This is a genomic window from Rhizobium sp. S96 (assembly GCF_030382195.1).
Classification (GTDB): domain Bacteria; phylum Pseudomonadota; class Alphaproteobacteria; order Rhizobiales; family Rhizobiaceae; genus Rhizobium.
This window is the reverse complement of record NZ_JAUDRY010000024.1, coordinates 1-17946: the sequence shown is the minus strand read 5'-3', so window position 1 is coordinate 17946 and position 17946 is coordinate 1. Positions and strand designations below refer to the sequence as shown.

At 62.4% G+C, this 17946-nt stretch carries 18 protein-coding genes; 13 read left to right on the top strand and 5 right to left on the bottom strand.

Going from position 1 to position 17946, the window contains the following annotated elements; translation table 11 throughout:
• The first annotated feature begins 263 nt into the window (after window positions 1-263).
• The 7 genes from QTL94_RS20180 to QTL94_RS20150 all read left to right on the top strand — a co-directional run bounded on the left by QTL94_RS20180 (window position 264) and on the right by QTL94_RS20150 (window position 7726).
• Window positions 264-1313, top strand: a complete 1050-nt coding sequence (locus tag QTL94_RS20180; protein ID WP_065692526.1) for a LacI family DNA-binding transcriptional regulator — start codon at window positions 264-266, stop codon at window positions 1311-1313.
• Window positions 1310-2332 carry an ABC transporter substrate-binding protein gene (locus tag QTL94_RS20175; RefSeq protein WP_065692525.1) on the top strand — a complete coding sequence of 341 codons (1023 nt, stop codon included), beginning with the start codon at window positions 1310-1312 and terminating at the stop codon, window positions 2330-2332. The genes QTL94_RS20180 and QTL94_RS20175 overlap by 4 nt, the downstream gene beginning before the upstream one ends.
• Window positions 2333-2404: 72 nt before the next feature.
• Window positions 2405-3232, top strand: a complete 828-nt coding sequence (locus tag QTL94_RS20170; RefSeq protein ID WP_289803028.1) for an ABC transporter permease — start codon at window positions 2405-2407, stop codon at window positions 3230-3232.
• The gene (locus tag QTL94_RS20165; RefSeq protein ID WP_112944414.1) at window positions 3229-4008 is read left to right on the top strand and encodes an ABC transporter permease; all 780 of its coding nucleotides are present in this window, start codon (window positions 3229-3231) and stop codon (window positions 4006-4008) included. Before QTL94_RS20170 ends, QTL94_RS20165 begins: the two co-directional genes overlap by 4 nt.
• Window positions 4001-5026 (top strand): ABC transporter ATP-binding protein, encoded by a 1026-nt coding sequence (locus tag QTL94_RS20160; protein WP_289803027.1) that lies wholly within the window; start codon window positions 4001-4003, stop codon window positions 5024-5026. Before QTL94_RS20165 ends, QTL94_RS20160 begins: the two co-directional genes overlap by 8 nt.
• 4 nt (window positions 5027-5030) lie before the next feature.
• The gene (locus QTL94_RS20155; RefSeq protein WP_289803026.1) at window positions 5031-5951 is read left to right on the top strand and encodes a nucleoside hydrolase; all 921 of its coding nucleotides are present in this window, start codon (window positions 5031-5033) and stop codon (window positions 5949-5951) included.
• Window positions 5948-7726, top strand: coding sequence for an adenine deaminase (locus tag QTL94_RS20150; RefSeq protein WP_289803025.1), 1779 nt, complete (start codon window positions 5948-5950; stop codon window positions 7724-7726). Before QTL94_RS20155 ends, QTL94_RS20150 begins: the two co-directional genes overlap by 4 nt.
• A gap of 47 nt (window positions 7727-7773) precedes the next feature.
• Here QTL94_RS20150 and QTL94_RS20145 read toward each other — a convergent pair whose 3' ends face one another.
• Complete coding sequence (locus tag QTL94_RS20145) at window positions 7774-8949, bottom strand: M20 aminoacylase family protein (RefSeq protein WP_289803024.1); 1176 nt, start codon at window positions 8947-8949, stop codon at window positions 7774-7776.
• Window positions 8950-9169: 220 nt separating this feature from the next.
• On the opposite strand from QTL94_RS20145, the gene QTL94_RS20140 reads away from it, so the two are divergent.
• Complete coding sequence (locus tag QTL94_RS20140; protein WP_289803023.1) at window positions 9170-9832, top strand: sulfite oxidase-like oxidoreductase; 663 nt, start codon at window positions 9170-9172, stop codon at window positions 9830-9832.
• Window positions 9833-9974: 142 nt separating this feature from the next.
• Window positions 9975-10328, top strand: a complete 354-nt coding sequence (locus QTL94_RS20135) for a hypothetical protein (protein WP_113524609.1) — start codon at window positions 9975-9977, stop codon at window positions 10326-10328.
• A 28-nt stretch (window positions 10329-10356) separates the two neighbouring features.
• Here the strand turns inward: QTL94_RS20135 and QTL94_RS20130 are convergent, their stop codons facing one another.
• From QTL94_RS20130 to QTL94_RS20120, 3 genes are read right to left on the bottom strand one after another with little or no spacing between them, the layout of a single operon-like run.
• Window positions 10357-10968: a hypothetical protein gene (locus QTL94_RS20130; protein WP_289803022.1), complete on the bottom strand. Its 612-nt coding sequence runs from the start codon at window positions 10966-10968 to the stop codon at window positions 10357-10359.
• Window positions 10969-11009: 41 nt separating this feature from the next.
• Entirely contained in the window at window positions 11010-11753 is a 744-nt protein-coding gene (locus tag QTL94_RS20125; RefSeq protein WP_289803021.1) for a CbtA family protein, read from the bottom strand.
• A 13-nt stretch (window positions 11754-11766) separates the two neighbouring features.
• A complete protein-coding gene (locus tag QTL94_RS20120; RefSeq protein ID WP_065692515.1) occupies window positions 11767-11976 on the bottom strand; it encodes a CbtB domain-containing protein in 210 nt (69 codons plus the stop codon).
• Between the two features lie 219 nt (window positions 11977-12195).
• Between QTL94_RS20120 and QTL94_RS20115 the strand changes: the two genes are divergently transcribed.
• The 3 genes from QTL94_RS20115 (at window position 12196) to QTL94_RS20105 (ending at window position 15552) form a co-directional block, all read left to right on the top strand.
• Window positions 12196-12762 (top strand): histidine phosphatase family protein, encoded by a 567-nt coding sequence (locus QTL94_RS20115; RefSeq protein ID WP_289803020.1) that lies wholly within the window; start codon window positions 12196-12198, stop codon window positions 12760-12762.
• Window positions 12763-13141: 379 nt separating this feature from the next.
• The gene (locus QTL94_RS20110; RefSeq protein WP_289803019.1) at window positions 13142-14704 is read left to right on the top strand and encodes a putative bifunctional diguanylate cyclase/phosphodiesterase; all 1563 of its coding nucleotides are present in this window, start codon (window positions 13142-13144) and stop codon (window positions 14702-14704) included.
• Between the two features lie 221 nt (window positions 14705-14925).
• Window positions 14926-15552, top strand: a complete 627-nt coding sequence (locus QTL94_RS20105; RefSeq protein WP_065692512.1) for an outer membrane protein — start codon at window positions 14926-14928, stop codon at window positions 15550-15552.
• 84 nt (window positions 15553-15636) lie between these two features.
• Here the strand turns inward: QTL94_RS20105 and QTL94_RS20100 are convergent, their stop codons facing one another.
• The gene (locus tag QTL94_RS20100; protein ID WP_289803018.1) at window positions 15637-16827 is read right to left on the bottom strand and encodes a collagen-like domain-containing protein; all 1191 of its coding nucleotides are present in this window, start codon (window positions 16825-16827) and stop codon (window positions 15637-15639) included.
• 183 nt (window positions 16828-17010) lie between these two features.
• Between QTL94_RS20100 and QTL94_RS20095 the strand changes: the two genes are divergently transcribed.
• Window positions 17011-17598, top strand: a complete 588-nt coding sequence (locus QTL94_RS20095; protein WP_065692510.1) for a transglutaminase-like cysteine peptidase — start codon at window positions 17011-17013, stop codon at window positions 17596-17598.
• Window positions 17599-17946: the final 348 nt, after the last annotated feature.

Genomic DNA, 17946 nt, shown 5'->3' with positions numbered 1-17946 from the left:
CCAACGACTTCGTCGCCCTCAACGTCGCCATCGGCGGCGGCTACAATCCCGGCGGCAAGCCTGTCGCCCCGCCGAAGCCGACCCCTTCGCCGAAGGCAAGCTGAACAATGGAATGATAAAAGCCCCGCCCTCGCGGGGCTTTTTATTTCGCGCAATGGCCCTGATGATAGGATAAATTGCGCAAAGCCTGAATTTGGATTCGACAAGCCGTCTGGGCTGATGTACGCAATGATTAAACGATTAATCTACCGACATCGGAAATCATGGCCCAGACGCGACCGGGACCGAACCTGAGCAGGATAGCGACGTCGCTTGGCGTATCCGTCGCGACGGTATCGAATGCCCTGTCCGGCAAGGGCCGCGTCTCGGAACAACTGGCGGAAAAGATACGGGGCCACGCCGCCGAGCTCGGCTATGTGCCAAGCCAGGCGGGACGCGCCTTGCGCACCGGTCGCAGCGGTGTCCTTGGCCTTGTGCTGCCTGACATTGCCAATCCACTCTTTCCCAAGCTTGCCCAGGCGATCGAATTCGCAGCCACCGCCGCCGGCTATGGCGTCCTGATCGCCGATTCCAGAGGCGACGTGTCAGCCCAGACCGAAGCCATTAACCGGCTGGTCGAACGCGGCGTCGAAGGCATGGTCATCGTACCCCGCCGCGCTACACGCGTATCCGCGGCGAGCTGTCCGGTTGCGGTCATCGATACCGCCTCGACGCCTGGCAACACCGTGGCAGCCGATCACTGGCAGGGGGGACGCGACATTGCCTCGCACCTTGCGGATCTTGGCCACCAGCGCATCCTCATCATTGGCAACAATCCGGAATCGAATGTCCAGAACGATCGCGCCGGTGGCATCCGCTCGGGCCTGCGCGATGCCATGAGCGCGACGACCCTCTGGGTCGAAAAGCTGGAGCGCGAACGCGGCAGCGGCTGCAGCCTGGGCCTCGCCGATAAGGTGCGCGAAGGTTACACCGCCTTCGCGGCACTTTCGGATCTGCAGGCCCTGCGCGCACTCACCGAGTTGCAGCGCGATGGAATCGATGTCCCCGCAGCCGCAAGCGTGACGGGTTTCGACGACCTTATCTGGTCTCCCGTCGTGACCCCTGCCCTGACCACGGTCGCCATGGACATGGTCACGATTGCTGAGATCGCGATATCGTCGCTTGTGGAGACGATCAGGACGAGCGGCACCCGCGAAGGCAAGCTCGTTACTTCCGACATCGACCGGGTTCCCATGAAGCTGATTGTCCGCCAGTCGTCCGGACCATCCAAACCCATGCCAAAAACACCTACAGACGGAGAACTGCCGAAATGAAAAAAGCTCTCGTTGCCTCCGCGGCATTTATGGCTCTGGCTCCATTCGGCGCCCACGCGGAGCAGAAGACGCTGACGATCTCCGTCTATGCTTTCGCGCAGGATGACTTCAAGACGATCGTATACGACCCCTTCGAGGCGAAGTGTGGCTGCAAGCTGGTGGTCGAAACCGGCAACAGCGTCGAGCGCCTGGCGAAGATGGAAGCCAATAAGGCCAACCCCGTTATCGACATGGCCGTCGTCTCCATGGCCGATGCGCTGTCGGCCACCCGCAAGGGCCTGATCGACAAGATCGATACCTCGAAGCTCACCAATTTCGGCAAGCTTTACGACCTCGCCAAGGATCCGAACGGCGACGGCATGAGCGTCGGCTACACCTTCTATGCCACCTCGATCGCCTACCGCTCCGACAAGATGAAGATCGAGAGCTGGGCCGATCTGCTGAAGCCCGAATATGTCGGCCACGTCGCCTTCCCCAATGTCACCACCAACCAGGGCCCGCCTGCGCTCTACATGCTCGGCCTCGCACTCGGCAAGGACACGCCCGACCTGAAGGCGCCGATCGCAGCCGTCGGCGAGAAGAAGGACGACATCGTCACCTTCTATGAAAAATCCTCGCAGCTCGTGCAGCTGATGCAGCAGGAAGAAATCTGGGCAGCCCCGATCGGCCGTTTCTCCTGGGCCGGCTTCACCAAGCTCGACGTCCCCGTATCCTGGGCAACCCCCAAGGAAGGCCAGACCGGCGGCATGAACGTCATGGTCATGACCAAGGGCTCGAAGAACCAGGACCTCGCGCTGCAGTTCATGGATTTCTGGCTCTCCACCGAGATCCAGACCAAGCTCGCCGAAAAGCTGGTCGACAGCCCCGCCAACAAGGAAGTGAAGGTCTCCGACGAGGCCGCCAACAACCTCACCTACGGCGAGGACACGGTAAAGAACCTCAAGCTCATCCCCTCGGCCGCAGCCTTGGATAACCGCGCCGGCTGGCTGAAGGATTGGAACGACACGGTCGGCCAGTAACGGCCAGTCACCCACAGGATGGCTCCGGCACCGGCTGGAGCCGCCTTATGCGATTGCTCTGAGAGACGCCTCATGTTTCAAAACCGCACGGAAGCCCTGGCGCTTGCCTTGCCCGCGGCCCTGTTCGCCGCGCTGGTCTTCCTGCTGCCCGTCGTCATCCTTCTCTCCGAAGGTTTCCACATCGACGGCAGCTGGACGCTCAGCGCCTATACCGGCTTCTTCTCGCAATCGCTGAACCGCACGGTCTTCCTGCGCACCTTCAAGCTCGGCCTCGAAGTCACCGCTGTCTCGGCCGTCATCGGCTATGCGGCGGCATTTGCCATCGTCAACCTGCCGCCGAAGGGCAAGGGCCGGATGATCGGCCTCGTGACATTGCCGCTGATGATCTCGCCGGTTGCCCGCACCTATGCCTGGATCGTCATCCTCGGCCGCACGGGCATCGTCAACCAGGCGATCCAGGGCCTCGGCCTCAGCGACAGCCCGCTGCGCCTGCTCTTCACCGAGACCGCCGTCTTCATCGGCCTGCTGCAGCTCTTCCTGCCGCTGATGATCCTCTCCCTGATCAGCGCGCTCGAAAACATGCCGAAGGACGCCATTCCGGCCGCCCGCGTGCTCGGCGCCAACTGGTTCCAGGTGTTCTGGAAGGTGATCCTCCCTCTCACCCGAGAAGGCATCGTTGTCGGCGGCACGCTCGTCTTCACCGGCTCGCTCACCGCCTACATCACCCCCGCCGTGCTCGGCGGCTCCAAGGTGCTGATGCTGGAAACCCTGCTCTACCAGCAGGTCTCCGTCGCCAACGACTTCGTCGCCGCCAGCGTCATCGCCTTCATGCTGATCGTCATGAGCTTCGCCGCTAACATCCTGCTCAAGCGTCTAGCAACAGCAAGGAGCAAGCGATGACACCACGCATCCTTTCGCCGCTGGTGCTCGGCCTGCTGCTGATCTTCCTGATCGGCCCCTTCTTCATCATCATTGCCGCCTCGCTATCGGCCGGCGATACGCTTGCCTTCCCGCCGCAGGGCCTGTCGCTGCGCTGGGTCTTCAAGGTCTTCACCATCGACAGCTTCCGCGACAGTTTCGCCATGTCGATGCTGCTCGCCGTCGGCGGCACGCTGGCGGCCCTCGTCCTCGGCATCCCCGCCGCCTACGCGCTGTCGCGCTACAAGCTGCCGGGCGCGGAAACCATCCGCACCATCGTCTCGCTGCCGATCATCGTGCCGGGGATCATCGTCGGCCTGGCGCTGCTGCGCTATCTGGTCGTGCCCTTCGGCTTCAACATCACGCTGGCGCTGTTCTTCGCGCACACCGCCCTGGTGCTGCCCTATGCCGTGCGCGTCGTCTCCGCCAGCCTCAACAACCTGCGCTCCGATATCGAGGAAGCGGCCGTCCTGCTCGGCTCTTCCCGCGCAGGCGCCTTCTTCCGCGTGGTAATGCCGAATATCCGCGGCGGCATTCTCGCCGCCTTCATCCTCGGCTTCGTCACCAGCTTCAACCAGGTGCCCGTCTCGCTCTTCCTGTCAGGTCCCGGCGTCCGCACGCTGCCGATCGACATGCTGGGCTACATGGAAACCACCTACGACCCGTCGATCGCCGCGCTCTCTGCGCTGCTCGCCTTTCTGTCCATCGGCATCGTCTTCCTTGCCGAACGCTTCCTGGGGTTCTCTCGCTATGTCTGACACCTATCTGCAACTCGACAAGCTGACGCTTGCCTACGGCGATACGGTCGCGGTGAAGGATCTCGATCTCTCGATCAAGAAGGGCGAGCTCGTCGCTTTGCTGGGCCCCTCCGGCTGCGGCAAGACCACGACCATGCGTTCCATCGCCGGCCTGCTCAACCCGGCCTCCGGCCGCATCACGCTCGATGGCGCCGATATTACCCGCGTCTCCGCCAACAAGCGCAATGTCGGCCTGGTCTTCCAGTCCTACGCGCTGTTCCCGCATCTGACCGTCTATGAAAACGTCGCCTTCGGCCTGCGCCTCAAGGGCGTCAGCGGCCAGGATCTCGACGCGAAGGTAACATCGGGCATCAAGTCCGTCGGCCTCGCCAGTTTCGCAGCCCGCAAGCCGGGCGAACTTTCCGGCGGCCAGCAGCAGCGCGTGGCGCTTGCCCGCTCGATGGTCATGGAGCCCAAGGTGCTGCTCCTCGACGAGCCGCTCTCCAATCTCGACGCCCGCCTGCGTCTGGAAATGCGCGCCGAGCTGCAGCGCGTCCAGAAGGAAACCGGCGTTACCATGATCTTCGTCACCCACGACCAGATCGAGGCGCTGGCGCTCGCCGACCGGATCGTGGTGATGCTGAACGGCGGCATCGAACAGATCGGCACGCCGGAAGAAATCTACAACAAGCCCGTCTCGGCCTTCGTCGCCGATTTCGTCGGCTTCGAAAACGTCTTTGCGCTGGAAAACGGCAAGCTCGCGACATCCAACTCACTCGTCGAGCTTTCCGCTCCAGTGCCGCAGGCCGTGAAAGGCCTGGCCTGGCGTCCGCGCATGGTGATCCTTGGTTCAGGTCCTTTCCAAGGCACCGTGCGCGGCACCTCGTTTGCCGGCAACGTCAGAGAATATCTGCTCGACACGCCGCTCGGCCCCATCAAGGCCGAGGTCGATGCCGGCGAGCCGAGCCACGCCATCGGCGCCACGCTTGCCTTCGATCTGCCGCTTGGCGCCGCTGCTCCACTCTCTCGCTACAGGTAACATCATGGGCGTCTGGATCGACACCGACATGGGCTTCGACGACATCGCCGCCATTCTGGTCGTGGCGCATGCCAAGCTCGACATCGCGGGCATCTCGCTGGTCTTCGGCAACACGCCGCTGCCGCAGGTGCGCTTGAACGCAGCCGGCGCCGCCAAGGCCTTCGGCTGGACCTTCCCGATCCACTCCGGCCGCGCCTCAGCCGTGCTGGGTGAGATCGAGACCGCCCAGGCCATCCTCGGCGAAACGGGCATCCCGACATCGGGCAAGATGCTGCCCGAAGCTGCCGCGCTGCCCGAAAGCGACGCCTTCACCGCGCTCTGCGACTGGCTCGAGCAGGACGGTCCGCACCGCATCCTGGCGCTCGGCCCGCTGACCAACATAGCAGCGCTCGCGCTCGCCCGCCCCGATCTCGCCGCCCGCATCACCGAGCTCACCTGGATGGGCGGCGGCGTCACGGCTGGCAACCACACGGCATCCGCCGAGTTCAACGCGCTGGCCGATCCCGAAGCGCTGGCGATCATCATCGCCTCCGGCCTCCCTCTGCGCATGGTCGATCTCGACCTCTGCCGCAAGGTCATCGCCTTCCCTGACGACGTCGCCCCGATCCGCAAGGCCGGCGGCGCCAATGCCGAGATGCTGGCCGATTTCCTCGACGGCTATATCGGCATCGGCACCAGCCGTGGCCGCTTGGGCATGGCAATCTACGACCCCTGCGCCGCCGTGGCCTTCGCCCACCCTGAGATCGTCACCTTCCGCACAGCCCGCATCGACGTCGAGCTGCAGGGCAAACTCACGCGCGGCCGCACCGTGGTCGAAACCCGCGCCACCCACGCCAAGCCGAATGCCGACTACGCTGTTGAGATCGACAGCGAGGCCGCCCGCGCCGTCATTCTCGGCGCTCTGGCGAAGGAGGCTAGCAGATGAGCAGGCAGGAACCGATGGATCTCAACCAGCCTGATCTGCGCGCCCGCGCCGTTGCCGCCGCACGCGGCGATGCGCCCTTCGACGTGCTGATCATGGGCGGCCAGTTGCTCGACGTCGTCACCGGCCTGATCCGCGACGCCGATATCGGCCTCGTCGGCCCGCTGATCGCAAGCGTTCACGCGCCGCAAAGCCGCAAGGACGCCGAGGAGACGATCGACGCCCGTGGCAGCATCATAGCGCCGGGGTTGATCGACACGCATATGCACGTCGAGAGCTCGATGGTGACACCAGCCGAATATGCGGCCGCGGTGCTGCCGCGCGGCGTCACGACCGTCGTATGGGACCCGCACGAGTTCGGCAATGTGCATGGTCTCGACGGCGTTCGCTGGGCCATCGAGGCCTCGCGCGGACTGCCCTTGCGCGTGATCCTTCTGGCACCTTCCTGTGTCCCCTCAGCACCCGGCCTCGAAGTCGCCGGCGCTGATTTTGGCGCGTCCACGATCGCCGAGATGCTGCGCTGGCCGGATATCGGCGGCGTTGCCGAGGTCATGAACATGCGCGGCGTCATCGACGGCGATCCGCGCATGACATCGATCGTCAATGCCGGACTTGCCTCAGGAAAACTTGTCTGCGGCCATGCTCGCGGACTTGAGGGTTCGGATCTCAACGCCTTCATGGCGGCAGGCATCACCTCCGATCACGAGCTGACCTCGGCCGCCGATCTCCTGCAAAAGCTCGCTGCGGGCCTGACCATCGAGCTTCGCGGCTCCCACGATCACCTCCTGCGAGAGTTCGTGGCGGCGCTGAACGGCATCGGCCAACTACCCTCGACGGTGACGCTGTGTACCGACGACGTTTTTCCAGACGAACTCTACTATTGCGGCGGACTTGACGACGTCATCCGCCGGCTCGTCAGCTACGGCATGAAGCCGGAATGGGCGCTGCGCGCCGCAACCTTCAATGCCGCGCAAAGACTGAAGCGCACCGATCTCGGCCTTGTCGCGGCCGGACGCCGTGCCGATCTCGTCCTTTTCAAGGATCTAGTCGAATTCGAGACCCGGATGGTCTTTGCCAATGGCCGCGCGGTGTCGCGCGATGGCGCGATGTGCCAAGAGGCTGCAGCCCTAGAAAGCACGCCGCTCCAGCACTCCGTCAAACTGCCGGTCTTGGCCGAAGACGACTTCCGCGTCGGTTCCGAAGGCAGCCGCGTTCGCGTCGCCACCATCGACCGTCCGCGCTTCACTCAATGGGGCGAGGCGGAAACCACCGTCGAAAACGGCTTTGTGGTTCCGCCCGAAGGTAGCGCGATGATCGCCGTCGCGCATCGCCACGGCAAGGTCGATGGCATCACGCGCGTCGGCTTCCTCACGGGTTGGGGCGAATGGCGTGGCGCCTTCTGCACCACCGTTTCGCATGACAGCCACAACCTCACCGTCTTCGGCGGCAATGTCACTGACATGACGATCGCGGCAAACGCTGTTATCGCGGCCGGCGGCGGCATGGCGGTCGTGCAGGACGGCGAGATCAAGGTGCTGCTGCCTCTGCCGCTATCCGGCCTCGTCACCGAAGCCCCGTTGCAGGAGACCGCCGCCACCTTCCGCGCAATCCGCAATGCGATGGAACAGATCGTTGACTGGAAGCCACCTTACCTGGTGTTCAAGGCCTGCTTCGGCGCGACGCTTGCCTGCAATGTCGGCCCGCATCAGACAGATCGCGGCATCGCGGATGTTGTAACCGGCAAGGTCATGGAAAGTCCCGTTCTGGAAATCCTCTGACGGCTAGGCCGCAGATCACTGCACGACCGTATGGTCCCAGCGCGCCGTCACCCTACGGCGCGCAATTCCCGCTCCACGAGCGTCGTCCAGAACGCGACGCCCGGTCCAATCGCCCCGTCATTGAAGTCGTAGGCGGTGTTGTGATGCAGGGCGCCATCGACAGCCGGCCCATTGCCGAGCCAGACATAGCATCCCGCGGCATTCTGGCCGAAGAAGGCAAAGTCATCGCCTGCAGTCGATGGCGGAAAGCTGGTCCGCACCTTTTCGCCAAGCACTGCGACCGCCGCACCGAGCGCCCGTTCGGTCGCATCCCGATTGTTGACCACGGGAGGGATGCGGCGTTCAAACTGGTAATCGGCCGCGATCCCGAACATCGCCGCGGTGCCCGCAGCAAGGCGCCCGATCTCTTCTTCGAGCTGATCGCGCACTTCGGCGGAATAGGCTCGCGCGGTGCCGCCGATTTCAACGATATCCGGAATGACGTTCAACGCTTTAGGGTCGCCAGCCTGCAGCGAGCAGGCGCTGACGACCGCCGGCTGCAACGGATCGACAACACGGCCGACGATCGTCTGCAGCGATGACAGGAACGTCGCGGCAGCCGTGATCGGGTCACGCCCGAGATGTGGCTTGGCGCCGTGCGTGCCGGTCCCTCGGAACGTCACGCGCCAGCTATCGGACGAAGCAAGCTGCGGACCTTCGACCACTGCCATCTCATCGACGGCAAGCCCCGGCATATTGTGCAGACCGTAGACGGCGTCGCAGGGAAACAGCCTGAACAAGCCGTCGTCCACCATGCGTTTTGCACCGCCCCGCCCCTCCTCGGCCGGCTGGAAGATGAAATGCACGGTGCCTGAAAAGTCCCGCGTCGCAGCCAGATGCCGCGCCGCGCCAAGCAGCATGGTCGTATGACCATCATGACCACACGCATGCATCTTGCCGGCGACCGTGGACTTGTATGATCGCTCGGCCACCTCGGGCATGGCGAGCGCATCCATATCGGCGCGAAGCCCGATCGTTCGTGTCCCATTGCCGACCTGAAGCGTGCCGACGACCCCCGTTCCACCAAGGCCTCGGTGCACTTTCATGCCCGCCTCTTCCAGAATCGTCGCAACGATGCCGCTGGTGCGTTCCTCCTCGAAGCCGAGTTCGGGATGCGCGTGCAGATCGCGGCGAAGTTCGGTGAGAAAGGGCAGATCGTTTTCGATCCGGGCGGGAATGCGCATGAGCCTGGAGGTCCTGTAAATGCAAATCGGGCGCCAGAACGGCGCCCGCGATAAGGTTCTTTTATCAGATAAAAGCGCTCGAAGTTCAACCTCTGGAGACCTGACCACAGGTGTTTGCCGTAGCTACCTCCGGCTGCCGCTACTTTCCCGCGCCGGATATTCCACCCTTGACAGTCGGGGCAACCGAATGTCCTATTTTTCCCAGCGCAAGAGAGCTTCCATGAATGACGATCCGATCCCTGCGGACAGCAAACTGACCACTTCCAAACGCCGTTGGGCGAGCGAGGGCAAGTTCCTGACCGGCCGCATCAGCCGCCCGGACGCCGACCGCTTGCCGCCTGGCCAGCATCTCGTGAAGAACTGGCCGGTTCTCGATCTTGGGCAACAGCCGACCGTTTCCGTGGATAGCTGGCGACTCGAGGTGCGCGGACTGGTGGAAACGCCACTGGATCTGAATTGGACGGCATTTCAGGAACTGGACCAGAGCACAAGAGTCTCGGACATCCATTGCGTGACGACCTGGTCCCGTTACGACAACCAGTGGCAAGGCGTCGCCACCCGCGATCTTCTCGATCTCGCAATGCCGAAGGCCAATGCGAGCCATGTGATGCTGACCAGCTATGACGGTTACACCACGAACCTGCCGCTGGCGGATTTCGCCGCGGAGGATGCAATTCTGGCGACCTCCTGGGAAGGCGAGCCACTTTCAAGGGATCATGGCGGACCGATGCGCCTCGTCGTGCCGCACCTCTATTTCTGGAAGAGCGCCAAGTGGCTGCGCCGCATAGACCTCATGGCCTCAGACGCTGCCGGCTTCTGGGAACAGAACGGCTACCACATGTACGCCGACCCTTGGCGCGAACAGCGCTATTCCGGCGATTGACTCTTTTGCGCGATCGCCTCCGGTCGGCAGCACAGCCTTTTTGCGGCGCATGCATAGAAATATAGTACCAAATGGTACCGTATTTACCTCGCGGTAATTCGCGCGGGTTATCTGGAACATGCATCACCAAAAGGAGTGTCGCATGGTCGACGCAGTTTCCAGTTCAACGACGTCACTTTTAACCGCCAGTTCGTCCTCTTCTTCCTCGTCATCGTCATCCGACGATGCAGCGAGCATCAAGCAAGAGATCGCCAGCAAGAAGGCCGAACTTGCCAGCACGAAGGATCCGACGGAAGCGCAGTCGATCCAGAGCGACATCTCCACGCTTGAAGCAAAACTTGCAAAGCTCGAGAAGTCGTCGAGCTCCAAGTCCGGCCAGTCCACAGGCGGGCAGCAGGCAGCGCCGCCAGCCAAGCTCTCCGGTGAAAGCGACCGTATCGGAACCAAGTCCTACGGCGAGGACAGCGAGTTCGGCGAGCGCGTCACCTACGTCTGAGCGCACCGGACGGCCATATCATCGATCTTTACGGCGCCGACGGACGTAGCAGGCGCCGGAAGGCCAGCAGCGCTGTTCCGACAAGCGCGCCACATCCCGCCAGTGCCCCAACGCTGGCGGGATGTGCCGGTATGGCGGTCCAATCGGGACGCACAATATCCGCCGTATTGAACGCCTCGCCGCTGAAAGCGCAGGTGATCAGAGAAAGTCCCCGCAGAACCATGCCGGCATCGATAGCCGACACGATCTCGCCAGCGGCGTCCGCCTCGCGCGGCATGTCTCGCATCAGAAGCAGTACGGCTTTCGTCGCGGCGAGATAGGCATGCGAGCATTCGTTAAACGGGCTCGTCTCGTCGGTCACGCCGCCCGGCATCTTGCCCCAGAAGCAGTAGGCATACTGGATCTGCACGTAATTCAGAACGCGTCGGAAATGCTCGTTGGTATCGGTCGCGCGCGCGGCCAGATCGATGATCCTCCCGCGATATTCCGCCATCATCACCATTTCGCCATGCGAGATTTCCGGGATCGCGATACCGCTCTGCGGGCCGCTCGCCGTGCGCTGGTGAGCAGCGGAACCGCCCGCGGTCAGCGAAAGCCAGACAACGGAAATGAAGGCAAGAAGAACGCTTCGCAGGATCATCGTGGTGTAAGGCTCCGGTAGCCCGGAGCCTTCCTTTCAGATCAGCGATAGGCAGGAGCGTGCGTGCGCAGCCCCGCCTTGCTTTCAAGTTTGCGCTCGGCGAGCGCCCCGAAAACCAATCCAAGAGCAGCCCAGAGAATTACGTGCATGCCGATCGAGGTCGTGCGGAAGTGCCATAGCACCAGCGCGGAATAATTCTCCGGCACCTCGTTGATCGGCGGCAGCAGATACTCGACGAGCCCGATGAACACGACATAGGCGAGGCCCGCCACGATCGCCCCGTTCCAAGCGCCGAACCGCGGCGCAAGGCGACGCGCAAGCGCGAAGGCCGCAACCAGAGCCGCAATCGATACGACAATCATCAGGAAGAACAGCTCCGTCCTGACGCCGATGGTATCGGGATTGCCGACGGCCGGCGGATTTGCCGGATACTTGATGTTCGGCACGAGAACGACGGCAACGAAGGCAGCGGCAGCGATGACCGCCGATGTGCCGCGCGCGCTCAGGCTGCTGAAGCGACCCTGCACGAAGGCAAAGACAAGCGCGAACAATCCGCCGATCGCAACGCTGTAGGCCATGACACCGGTAAACAGTCCGATACCCGCCTGCGTGGCGCGGCTGACGATTTCAGGTTCCGCCGCCTCGCCGGCAGCCTGTGATGCAGCCTCTTCAAAGGCGATAGCCTGATCCACCAATGGTTCGCCGAAGGTATGTGCGAAGGCAAACACCAGGACGCCAGAGATCAACCCCGCAAGCATGCCGCGGAGCAAAAGTTTTCCAACCATGTCGAGAACTCCCTTAGTGGCAGGGGAAGCCGAGCAGGTGTCGGCCGTCGTGGACGAATTCGTGCACATACATGCCGTTGAAGAGCGCCATTGCGCCTTCTTCGGTGCCGACGAAATAGATGGCGATAAGCATCAGAAGGCCGCCGAAGATCGCCCATGGCAGGATCTCGCCAACTGGAATCGGGGCCGGCGCCGCTACGGGCGCGAAAGTGGTATCAGACATTGTATTCCTCCTGGAATGACGCGTTCAGTCGAGAATCGTTGTGTGGTAGGGTCTGACTTCCAGTCCGAGGTATCCTCATCCTGATCACAGTGGCGCGACCGCACCGGAATTTCACCGGCTTCCAAACCTACAACATCACCGTTATAGCTGTGGCCCTGAACCTGTCAACGAGACTTCATGAGCCGGCGGCATATCCCCGCATCCCGGAGACGAATCAACGTGATGACGCGCCTCACCTGGATCTGCCACGGCGCCACCGCCGCCAACCGACAGGCGCGGTTCCCGCTCGACGAACCGCTCGAAACAGATGCCATGTCGCAAGCCGCAGCGATGGCAAGCGCGCTGCCTCGCGCCGATACGGTCTTGGTCAGCCCAGCCTTGCGTGCACGGCAAACCGCCGAGGCACTTGGCTTGCCTTCCACGGTGGCGCCGGAGCTTTCCGATTGTGACTACGGGCACTGGGCGGGTCGTTCGATCACCGAGCTTCACGCAACCGATCCGGACGCCCTGGCGGCATGGATGACGGAGCCCAGCGCCGCACCACATGGCGGCGAATCCATCGAAAGCCTTCACGCACGCGTCGCGGCATGGATGGGACTTAGGAGGGACGAAGGCGGGCATACGATCGCGATAAGCCATGCCCCCGTCATCAGGGCTGCCATCATGGTCGCACTGCAGGCGCCGCTTTCCTCCTTCTGGCTTGCGGATATCGAACCGCTGGCGCTGGTGCGCATGACCAGCAACGGCAGCCGCTGGTCACTTCGTTTCGAGGCACCCGGTCGCTGACAACAGCAGCATTCCCGAACCTGCTCATTTAGATCAGCCTTACGCAAGCCATTTGCGCGATAAGCGATACGCTCGGCTTTCCGAGTGCCATCCTCAACAGGAGGACTGACCATGCCGTATGACTGGAGTGGGGCGCGGACACGGCGCACACGCCTGATGCGTTTGACCAGTGCAGTGGTTCTTCTTATTTTGCTTGTCAGCGCAACCCTATTGATGCGCATCTGATACCGGCAGGCGAACGCTATCCGTTCGCCTGCCTTTGACGCGAGCCGCGCTACGCTCATGAGTGGCTGCCGATCGCTAGAAATCGCCCTCTAGTTTCAATAAACATTTCAGACTTCGATGCTACACCCTGTCCCGGGTGGAGATGGAGTGAAGCATGCCGGTATTTTTCCGGAGCAGAGCCGGACGGCAATGCCTGTCCGTCATAGCGTTGGGAGTGACGCTGTGGATTGCCGGTGCAACATTGGGTTTCAGCGACTGGCTGGCGGCGTTTGTCACTGACTTCGCTCGTTACGGCGCAGACAAGCTTATTCTCGCGCTGGGCATCGGCGGGGCCATGAGCTTCGTCTACTCGGTGCTGCGAATTGTCGATCTTCGCAGCGAGATGGAATTGCGCGCCAAGGCTCAGGCCAAGGCCGACTGGACAGCCACTCACGACCATTTGACGAAATTGCCCAACCGCTATGCGTTCGAGCGCAAGGTCCTGCGCCGCAAGCCGACGGATGACGACGGCGAGGAATGGGCCGGGAACGTCACCGTATTCTGCGTCGATCTCGATGGCTTCAAGAAGGTCAACGATCTCATCGGCCACAACGGCGGCGACGCGCTTCTGGTCGAGGTCTCCAAACGGATCTGTGCGATCGGCAACGCCGACTGCGTCTATCGCTTCGGCGGGGACGAATTCCTCATCCTTGCGATCGGGCTTTCGTCTGCCGCGGAGGAGCGTTTTGCGCGACTATTGATCCAGGCCGTGACGCGACCGATCCTGATCAACGGCTTTGCCGTCGAAGTTGGTGCCAGCATCGGCTACGATCGCTGGGCCGAAGACAGCGAACAGCTCGAGGCCACCGCCCACCGGGCCGATCTCGCGATGTACGAGGCAAAATCCCGCGGTCCGAACCATTATCTGGCCTTCGAAGAAACCATGCGGGACAAGGTTGCCACGCGGGCGGCGCTCGAAGCAAAGCTGCGGGTGGCGATCCAGAAGAAGGCCATTCGTCCGTTCTACCAGCCATTGATCGACCTCAGAACCGGCGGCGTCTGCGGCTTTGAAGCGCTCGCTCGCTGGACCGACGAGGAAGGCGTGAGCATCCCTCCGATCGTGTTCATCGCCATTGCCGAAGAAACAGGCCTGATTACCGCGCTGTTCGAGGACCTGCTCGCGCAGGCCTGCCGCGACGCCCTCACCTGGCAGGATTCGATCACCCTGTCGTTCAACGTGTCGCCGGTGCAGATGGAAGACAAGCTGCTTGCGGCGCGCATCTTGAAGGTGCTTTCCGCCAACGGCCTGCCCCCGCAGCGCCTCGAGATCGAGATCACCGAAAACGCGCTCATCCAGGATCCGGCCAGTGCTGCCACCATCCTCGACGATCTCCACGAGGCCGGCGTGCAGGTTGCACTCGACGATTTCGGCACCGGTTATTCGAGCCTGGAGCAGCTTGCCCGCTATCGTTTCGACAAGATCAAGATCGACAAGAGCTTCATCGCGACCTACCGCGACGACGAGCGGCAGGAGAAGATCGTCCGCGCCATGTTCGGCCTCGGCCGCAGCCTGAACATCGCTACGACAGCAGAAGGCATCGAGGAACATCGCCAGCTCAGCAACCTCATCCAGCTTGGTTGCGACATCGGCCAAGGCTACCTGTTTGGCAAGCCGATGCCGGCGGAAGAGACATGCGCCTTTGTCTCCAATCAGGCGGCGATCAAGGTCGCCGGCTGATCCATGGGTGGGCCGCCGCCCGGCCACTCTGACTTCACGCAGTCACGATTGGTTGATGGAACCCTTCGAACAGTAGCAACGTTTGCAACGCGGGTCTCATTGGGCGCACGTTCGTGAAAGCGTATCCGTATGCATGCGCCTCGATCCAGCGATCGGGCGCATTTTGCCCTCAATCGTTCATTAAAACCGAATGCATCCTCGTCATTGGAGAGGGATTGATTATGAATGTCCGTATCGTTTGTGCATCGGCAGCACTTCTCTTGGCTGCCGGCTCCGCCTCGGCTGCTGACCTGGTCGCAGAGACGCCGCCGGCTCCCGTCGAACAGGCTGCACCACCCGTCTTTACCTGGAATGGCTTCTATCTCGGCTTGCAAGGTGGCGGCGCGTGGGGCAACGGCGACTTTTCCGGCGTTGGATCGGGCGGTCTCGATGGCGGCCTGATCACCGGCTTTGCGGGATACAACTGGCAACTCGACAACAATATCGTGCTTGGCCTTGAAGGCGACGTCTCCCATAACTGGAACGAAGAGACGATTGGCGGCAATCAATACAAGTTCGATACGACAGGTTCGGTTCGCGCTCGTGTCGGCTATGCGCTCGATCACGCGCTGATCTACGGCGCCGCCGGCTGGACCGGAGCGAGAGGCCATGTTGATACCGCAGCGGGCAACGACAGCGCCACATTCTCAGGCTGGACAGTCGGAGCAGGCCTCGACTACGCCTTCACCGACAATGTCTTTGGAAGGGTCGAGTATCGCTACAACGACTACGGCAGCAAGGACCTGCTCGGCGTGAACAGCGACTTCAACCAGAATGTCGTAACCGTCGGCGTCGGCTACAAATTCTGAGGCTGTCGAGCCTCCGCAGACAGGCTGAAGCTGGAAAAGCCCGGAGCGATCCGGGCTTTTCTTGTTCTCGGTGTTGTAGCGAACTTACTCGGTGTTGCCGCCACCACCGTGCTTGCTTTGCCCCTGCCCGGGCTTGCCCGATGACTTGTCGCTGCTCGGCTCGCTCTTTTCAGGCTTGCCAGACGGCTTGTCGTTGCTGGGCTCGCTCTTTTCAGGCTTGCCGGACGGCTTGTCGTTGCTCGGTTCACTCTTCTCGGGCTTGCCGGACGGCTTGTCGTTGCTCGGCTCGCTCTTCTCGGGCTTGCCGGACGGCTTGTCATTGCTGGGCTCGCTCTTCTCAGGCTTGCCCGACGGCTTGTCCTGACCGGGCTTGCTCTTCTCAGGCTTACCCGATGGCTTGTCCTTGCCGGGCTTGCTCTTCTCGGGCTTGCCGGACGATTTGTCCTGACCGGGCTTGCTCTTCTCAGGCTTACCAGACGGCTTGTCCTTACCGGGTTTCTCGGGCTTGCCGGGCTGATGGTCGTCGCCAGGCTTGCTGGGCTGGTGGTTGTCGCCAGGTTTGCCGGGGTGGTGGTCGTCGCCAGGCTTGCCGGGGTGGTGGTCGTCACCAGGCTTGCCGGGCTGATGATCGTCGCCAGGCTTGCCGGGCTGATGATCGTCGCCAGGCTTGCCGGGCTGATGATCGTCGCCGGGCTTGCCGGGGTGGTGGTCGTCGCCAGGCTTGCCGGGCTGATGATCGTCGCCAGGCTTGCCGGGTTGGTGGTCGTCGCCAGGCTTGCCGGGCTGGTGGTCGTCGCCAGGCTTGCCGGGGTGGTGGTCGTCACCAGGCTTGCCGGGCTGGTGGTCGTCGCCAGGCTTGCCGGGCTGGTGGTCGTCGCCAGGCTTGCCGTGATCGTGCGGCGGATGGTGGGGATGGGGATGTTCCGGAGCCGGATCGTCCCCGTTGCCAATGCCGCCATCGCCTTCGTCGCCGCCGGCACCGGGATTATCGCCGCCACCTGGATTTTGATTGTCGCGGCCGCCGGGGCGCGGATCGCTGCTACTGGAAGGCTTGCCGGAGGATGAAGCAACCTTCCCGAACAGACGGTCGCCATGATGCGCCGGATCGGCGAACGGATTGAGAACGATCGTCTCTACCGGCCCGCACAGGCGTTCTTCGATGGAACCCGGCAGAACCGATTTGCAATTCAGCTTCTGGGCTTGAGCGCCCGCGAGGCTCGTTCCGGCAAGCAGAAAAAGCATACCGGCAGAGATTTTAAGTAAATCTTTACGCATAAACACCCACTCCCAAAGTTAACGAAGTGTTAACTTCGAGATCTATAGGTTATTAGCAGATCAAAATAAATACAGGCGAGTCCGGTTTATTAGCACATGGTTAACCTTTGAATATTAAATTTATAATTAAATTCAATGTATTAAGGCCGCGAGCCAAGCACTTGCTCGCCGAAAGGTGCTTCAATGCAAGCGTCAACTGTACTTGCGATACTCGCCGCTGCGATGCTTGCTGTACCGAGTCAGAGCATCGCCGGCTCCCCGCTTCCGGCATCTCGATCGATAGGAGCACCGATCGGCTTCCCGTCAGCCTGTACCCGCTACGCATGGCTCTGCCACAACACTGCCAGCCACGAGATCAGCGATGACGAGGCGATGCCTCTGCTTCAGCAGGTCAATCGATCCGTTAATGCTCGCGTCACCCCTGCAACGGACATGTCGACGACCGGCAAGCCGGAATACTGGTCACTGCCGATCAACGGTCGAGGAGATTGCGAGGATTACGCACTTCTCAAACTCAAGACCCTTCTCGATGCCGGCTTCCCTTCCAACAAGCTCGCCATGTCGGTGGTCATCGATCGCGGCGGCGGCAACCACGTCGTCCTGCTGGCGCGTCTGAAATCTGGCGACTATGTCCTCGACAATCTCGCCAGTCGCGTCGTCCCCTGGTCGAGCACCGGATACACGTTCCTGGCCAGCCAGAACTTCGACAACAAAAGTGCGTGGAAAGTAACACTCGCAGGCCCGCGCGCCCGGCAATTCTCGGGCACCTGACAGCGGGCGGGACTTGAGTCAGCGGGCGGACAGTAGGCTCCACTTCCGATCACCTGACCTGTAAACGCCGAAGCCCGGGCGAATGCCCGGGCCTGATCTCGATGTTCCGATGGAATGATAACGCCTTTGCAAGGCGTTATCACCTTTCGGCCCATGTCTTTGCAACATGGCTAATTGCGTCGGCCATACCTTAGGTGTTGCCGCCGCCGCCATGGCCGCCGCCATTGCCGCCGCCGCCGCCGTTACCGCCGCCGCCGCCATTGCCGCCGCCGCCGCCGTTACCGCCGCCGCCGCCGTTGCCGCCGCCGCCGCCGTTACCGCCGCCGCCGCCATTGCCGCCGCCGCCGC

Bases quoted from the DNA above. Each gene is read 5' to 3' on its own strand.
- QTL94_RS20180 (WP_065692526.1), top strand. From the start codon at position 264: ATGGCCCAGACGCGACCGGGACCGAACCTGAGCAGGATAGCGACGTCG.
- QTL94_RS20175 (WP_065692525.1), top strand. From the start codon at position 1,310: ATGAAAAAAGCTCTCGTTGCCTCCGCGGCATTTATGGCTCTGGCTCCA.
- QTL94_RS20170 (WP_289803028.1), top strand. From the start codon at position 2,405: ATGTTTCAAAACCGCACGGAAGCCCTGGCGCTTGCCTTGCCCGCGGCC.
- QTL94_RS20165 (WP_112944414.1), top strand. From the start codon at position 3,229: ATGACACCACGCATCCTTTCGCCGCTGGTGCTCGGCCTGCTGCTGATC.
- QTL94_RS20160 (WP_289803027.1), top strand. From the start codon at position 4,001: ATGTCTGACACCTATCTGCAACTCGACAAGCTGACGCTTGCCTACGGC.
- QTL94_RS20155 (WP_289803026.1), top strand. From the start codon at position 5,031: ATGGGCGTCTGGATCGACACCGACATGGGCTTCGACGACATCGCCGCC.
- QTL94_RS20150 (WP_289803025.1), top strand. From the start codon at position 5,948: ATGAGCAGGCAGGAACCGATGGATCTCAACCAGCCTGATCTGCGCGCC.
- QTL94_RS20145 (WP_289803024.1), bottom strand. From the start codon at position 8,949: ATGCGCATTCCCGCCCGGATCGAAAACGATCTGCCCTTTCTCACCGAA.
- QTL94_RS20140 (WP_289803023.1), top strand. From the start codon at position 9,170: ATGAATGACGATCCGATCCCTGCGGACAGCAAACTGACCACTTCCAAA.
- QTL94_RS20135 (WP_113524609.1), top strand. From the start codon at position 9,975: ATGGTCGACGCAGTTTCCAGTTCAACGACGTCACTTTTAACCGCCAGT.
- QTL94_RS20130 (WP_289803022.1), bottom strand. From the start codon at position 10,968: ATGATCCTGCGAAGCGTTCTTCTTGCCTTCATTTCCGTTGTCTGGCTT.
- QTL94_RS20125 (WP_289803021.1), bottom strand. From the start codon at position 11,753: ATGGTTGGAAAACTTTTGCTCCGCGGCATGCTTGCGGGGTTGATCTCT.
- QTL94_RS20120 (WP_065692515.1), bottom strand. From the start codon at position 11,976: ATGTCTGATACCACTTTCGCGCCCGTAGCGGCGCCGGCCCCGATTCCA.
- QTL94_RS20110 (WP_289803019.1), top strand. From the start codon at position 13,142: ATGCCGGTATTTTTCCGGAGCAGAGCCGGACGGCAATGCCTGTCCGTC.
- QTL94_RS20105 (WP_065692512.1), top strand. From the start codon at position 14,926: ATGAATGTCCGTATCGTTTGTGCATCGGCAGCACTTCTCTTGGCTGCC.
- QTL94_RS20100 (WP_289803018.1), bottom strand. From the start codon at position 16,827: ATGCGTAAAGATTTACTTAAAATCTCTGCCGGTATGCTTTTTCTGCTT.
- QTL94_RS20095 (WP_065692510.1), top strand. From the start codon at position 17,011: ATGCAAGCGTCAACTGTACTTGCGATACTCGCCGCTGCGATGCTTGCT.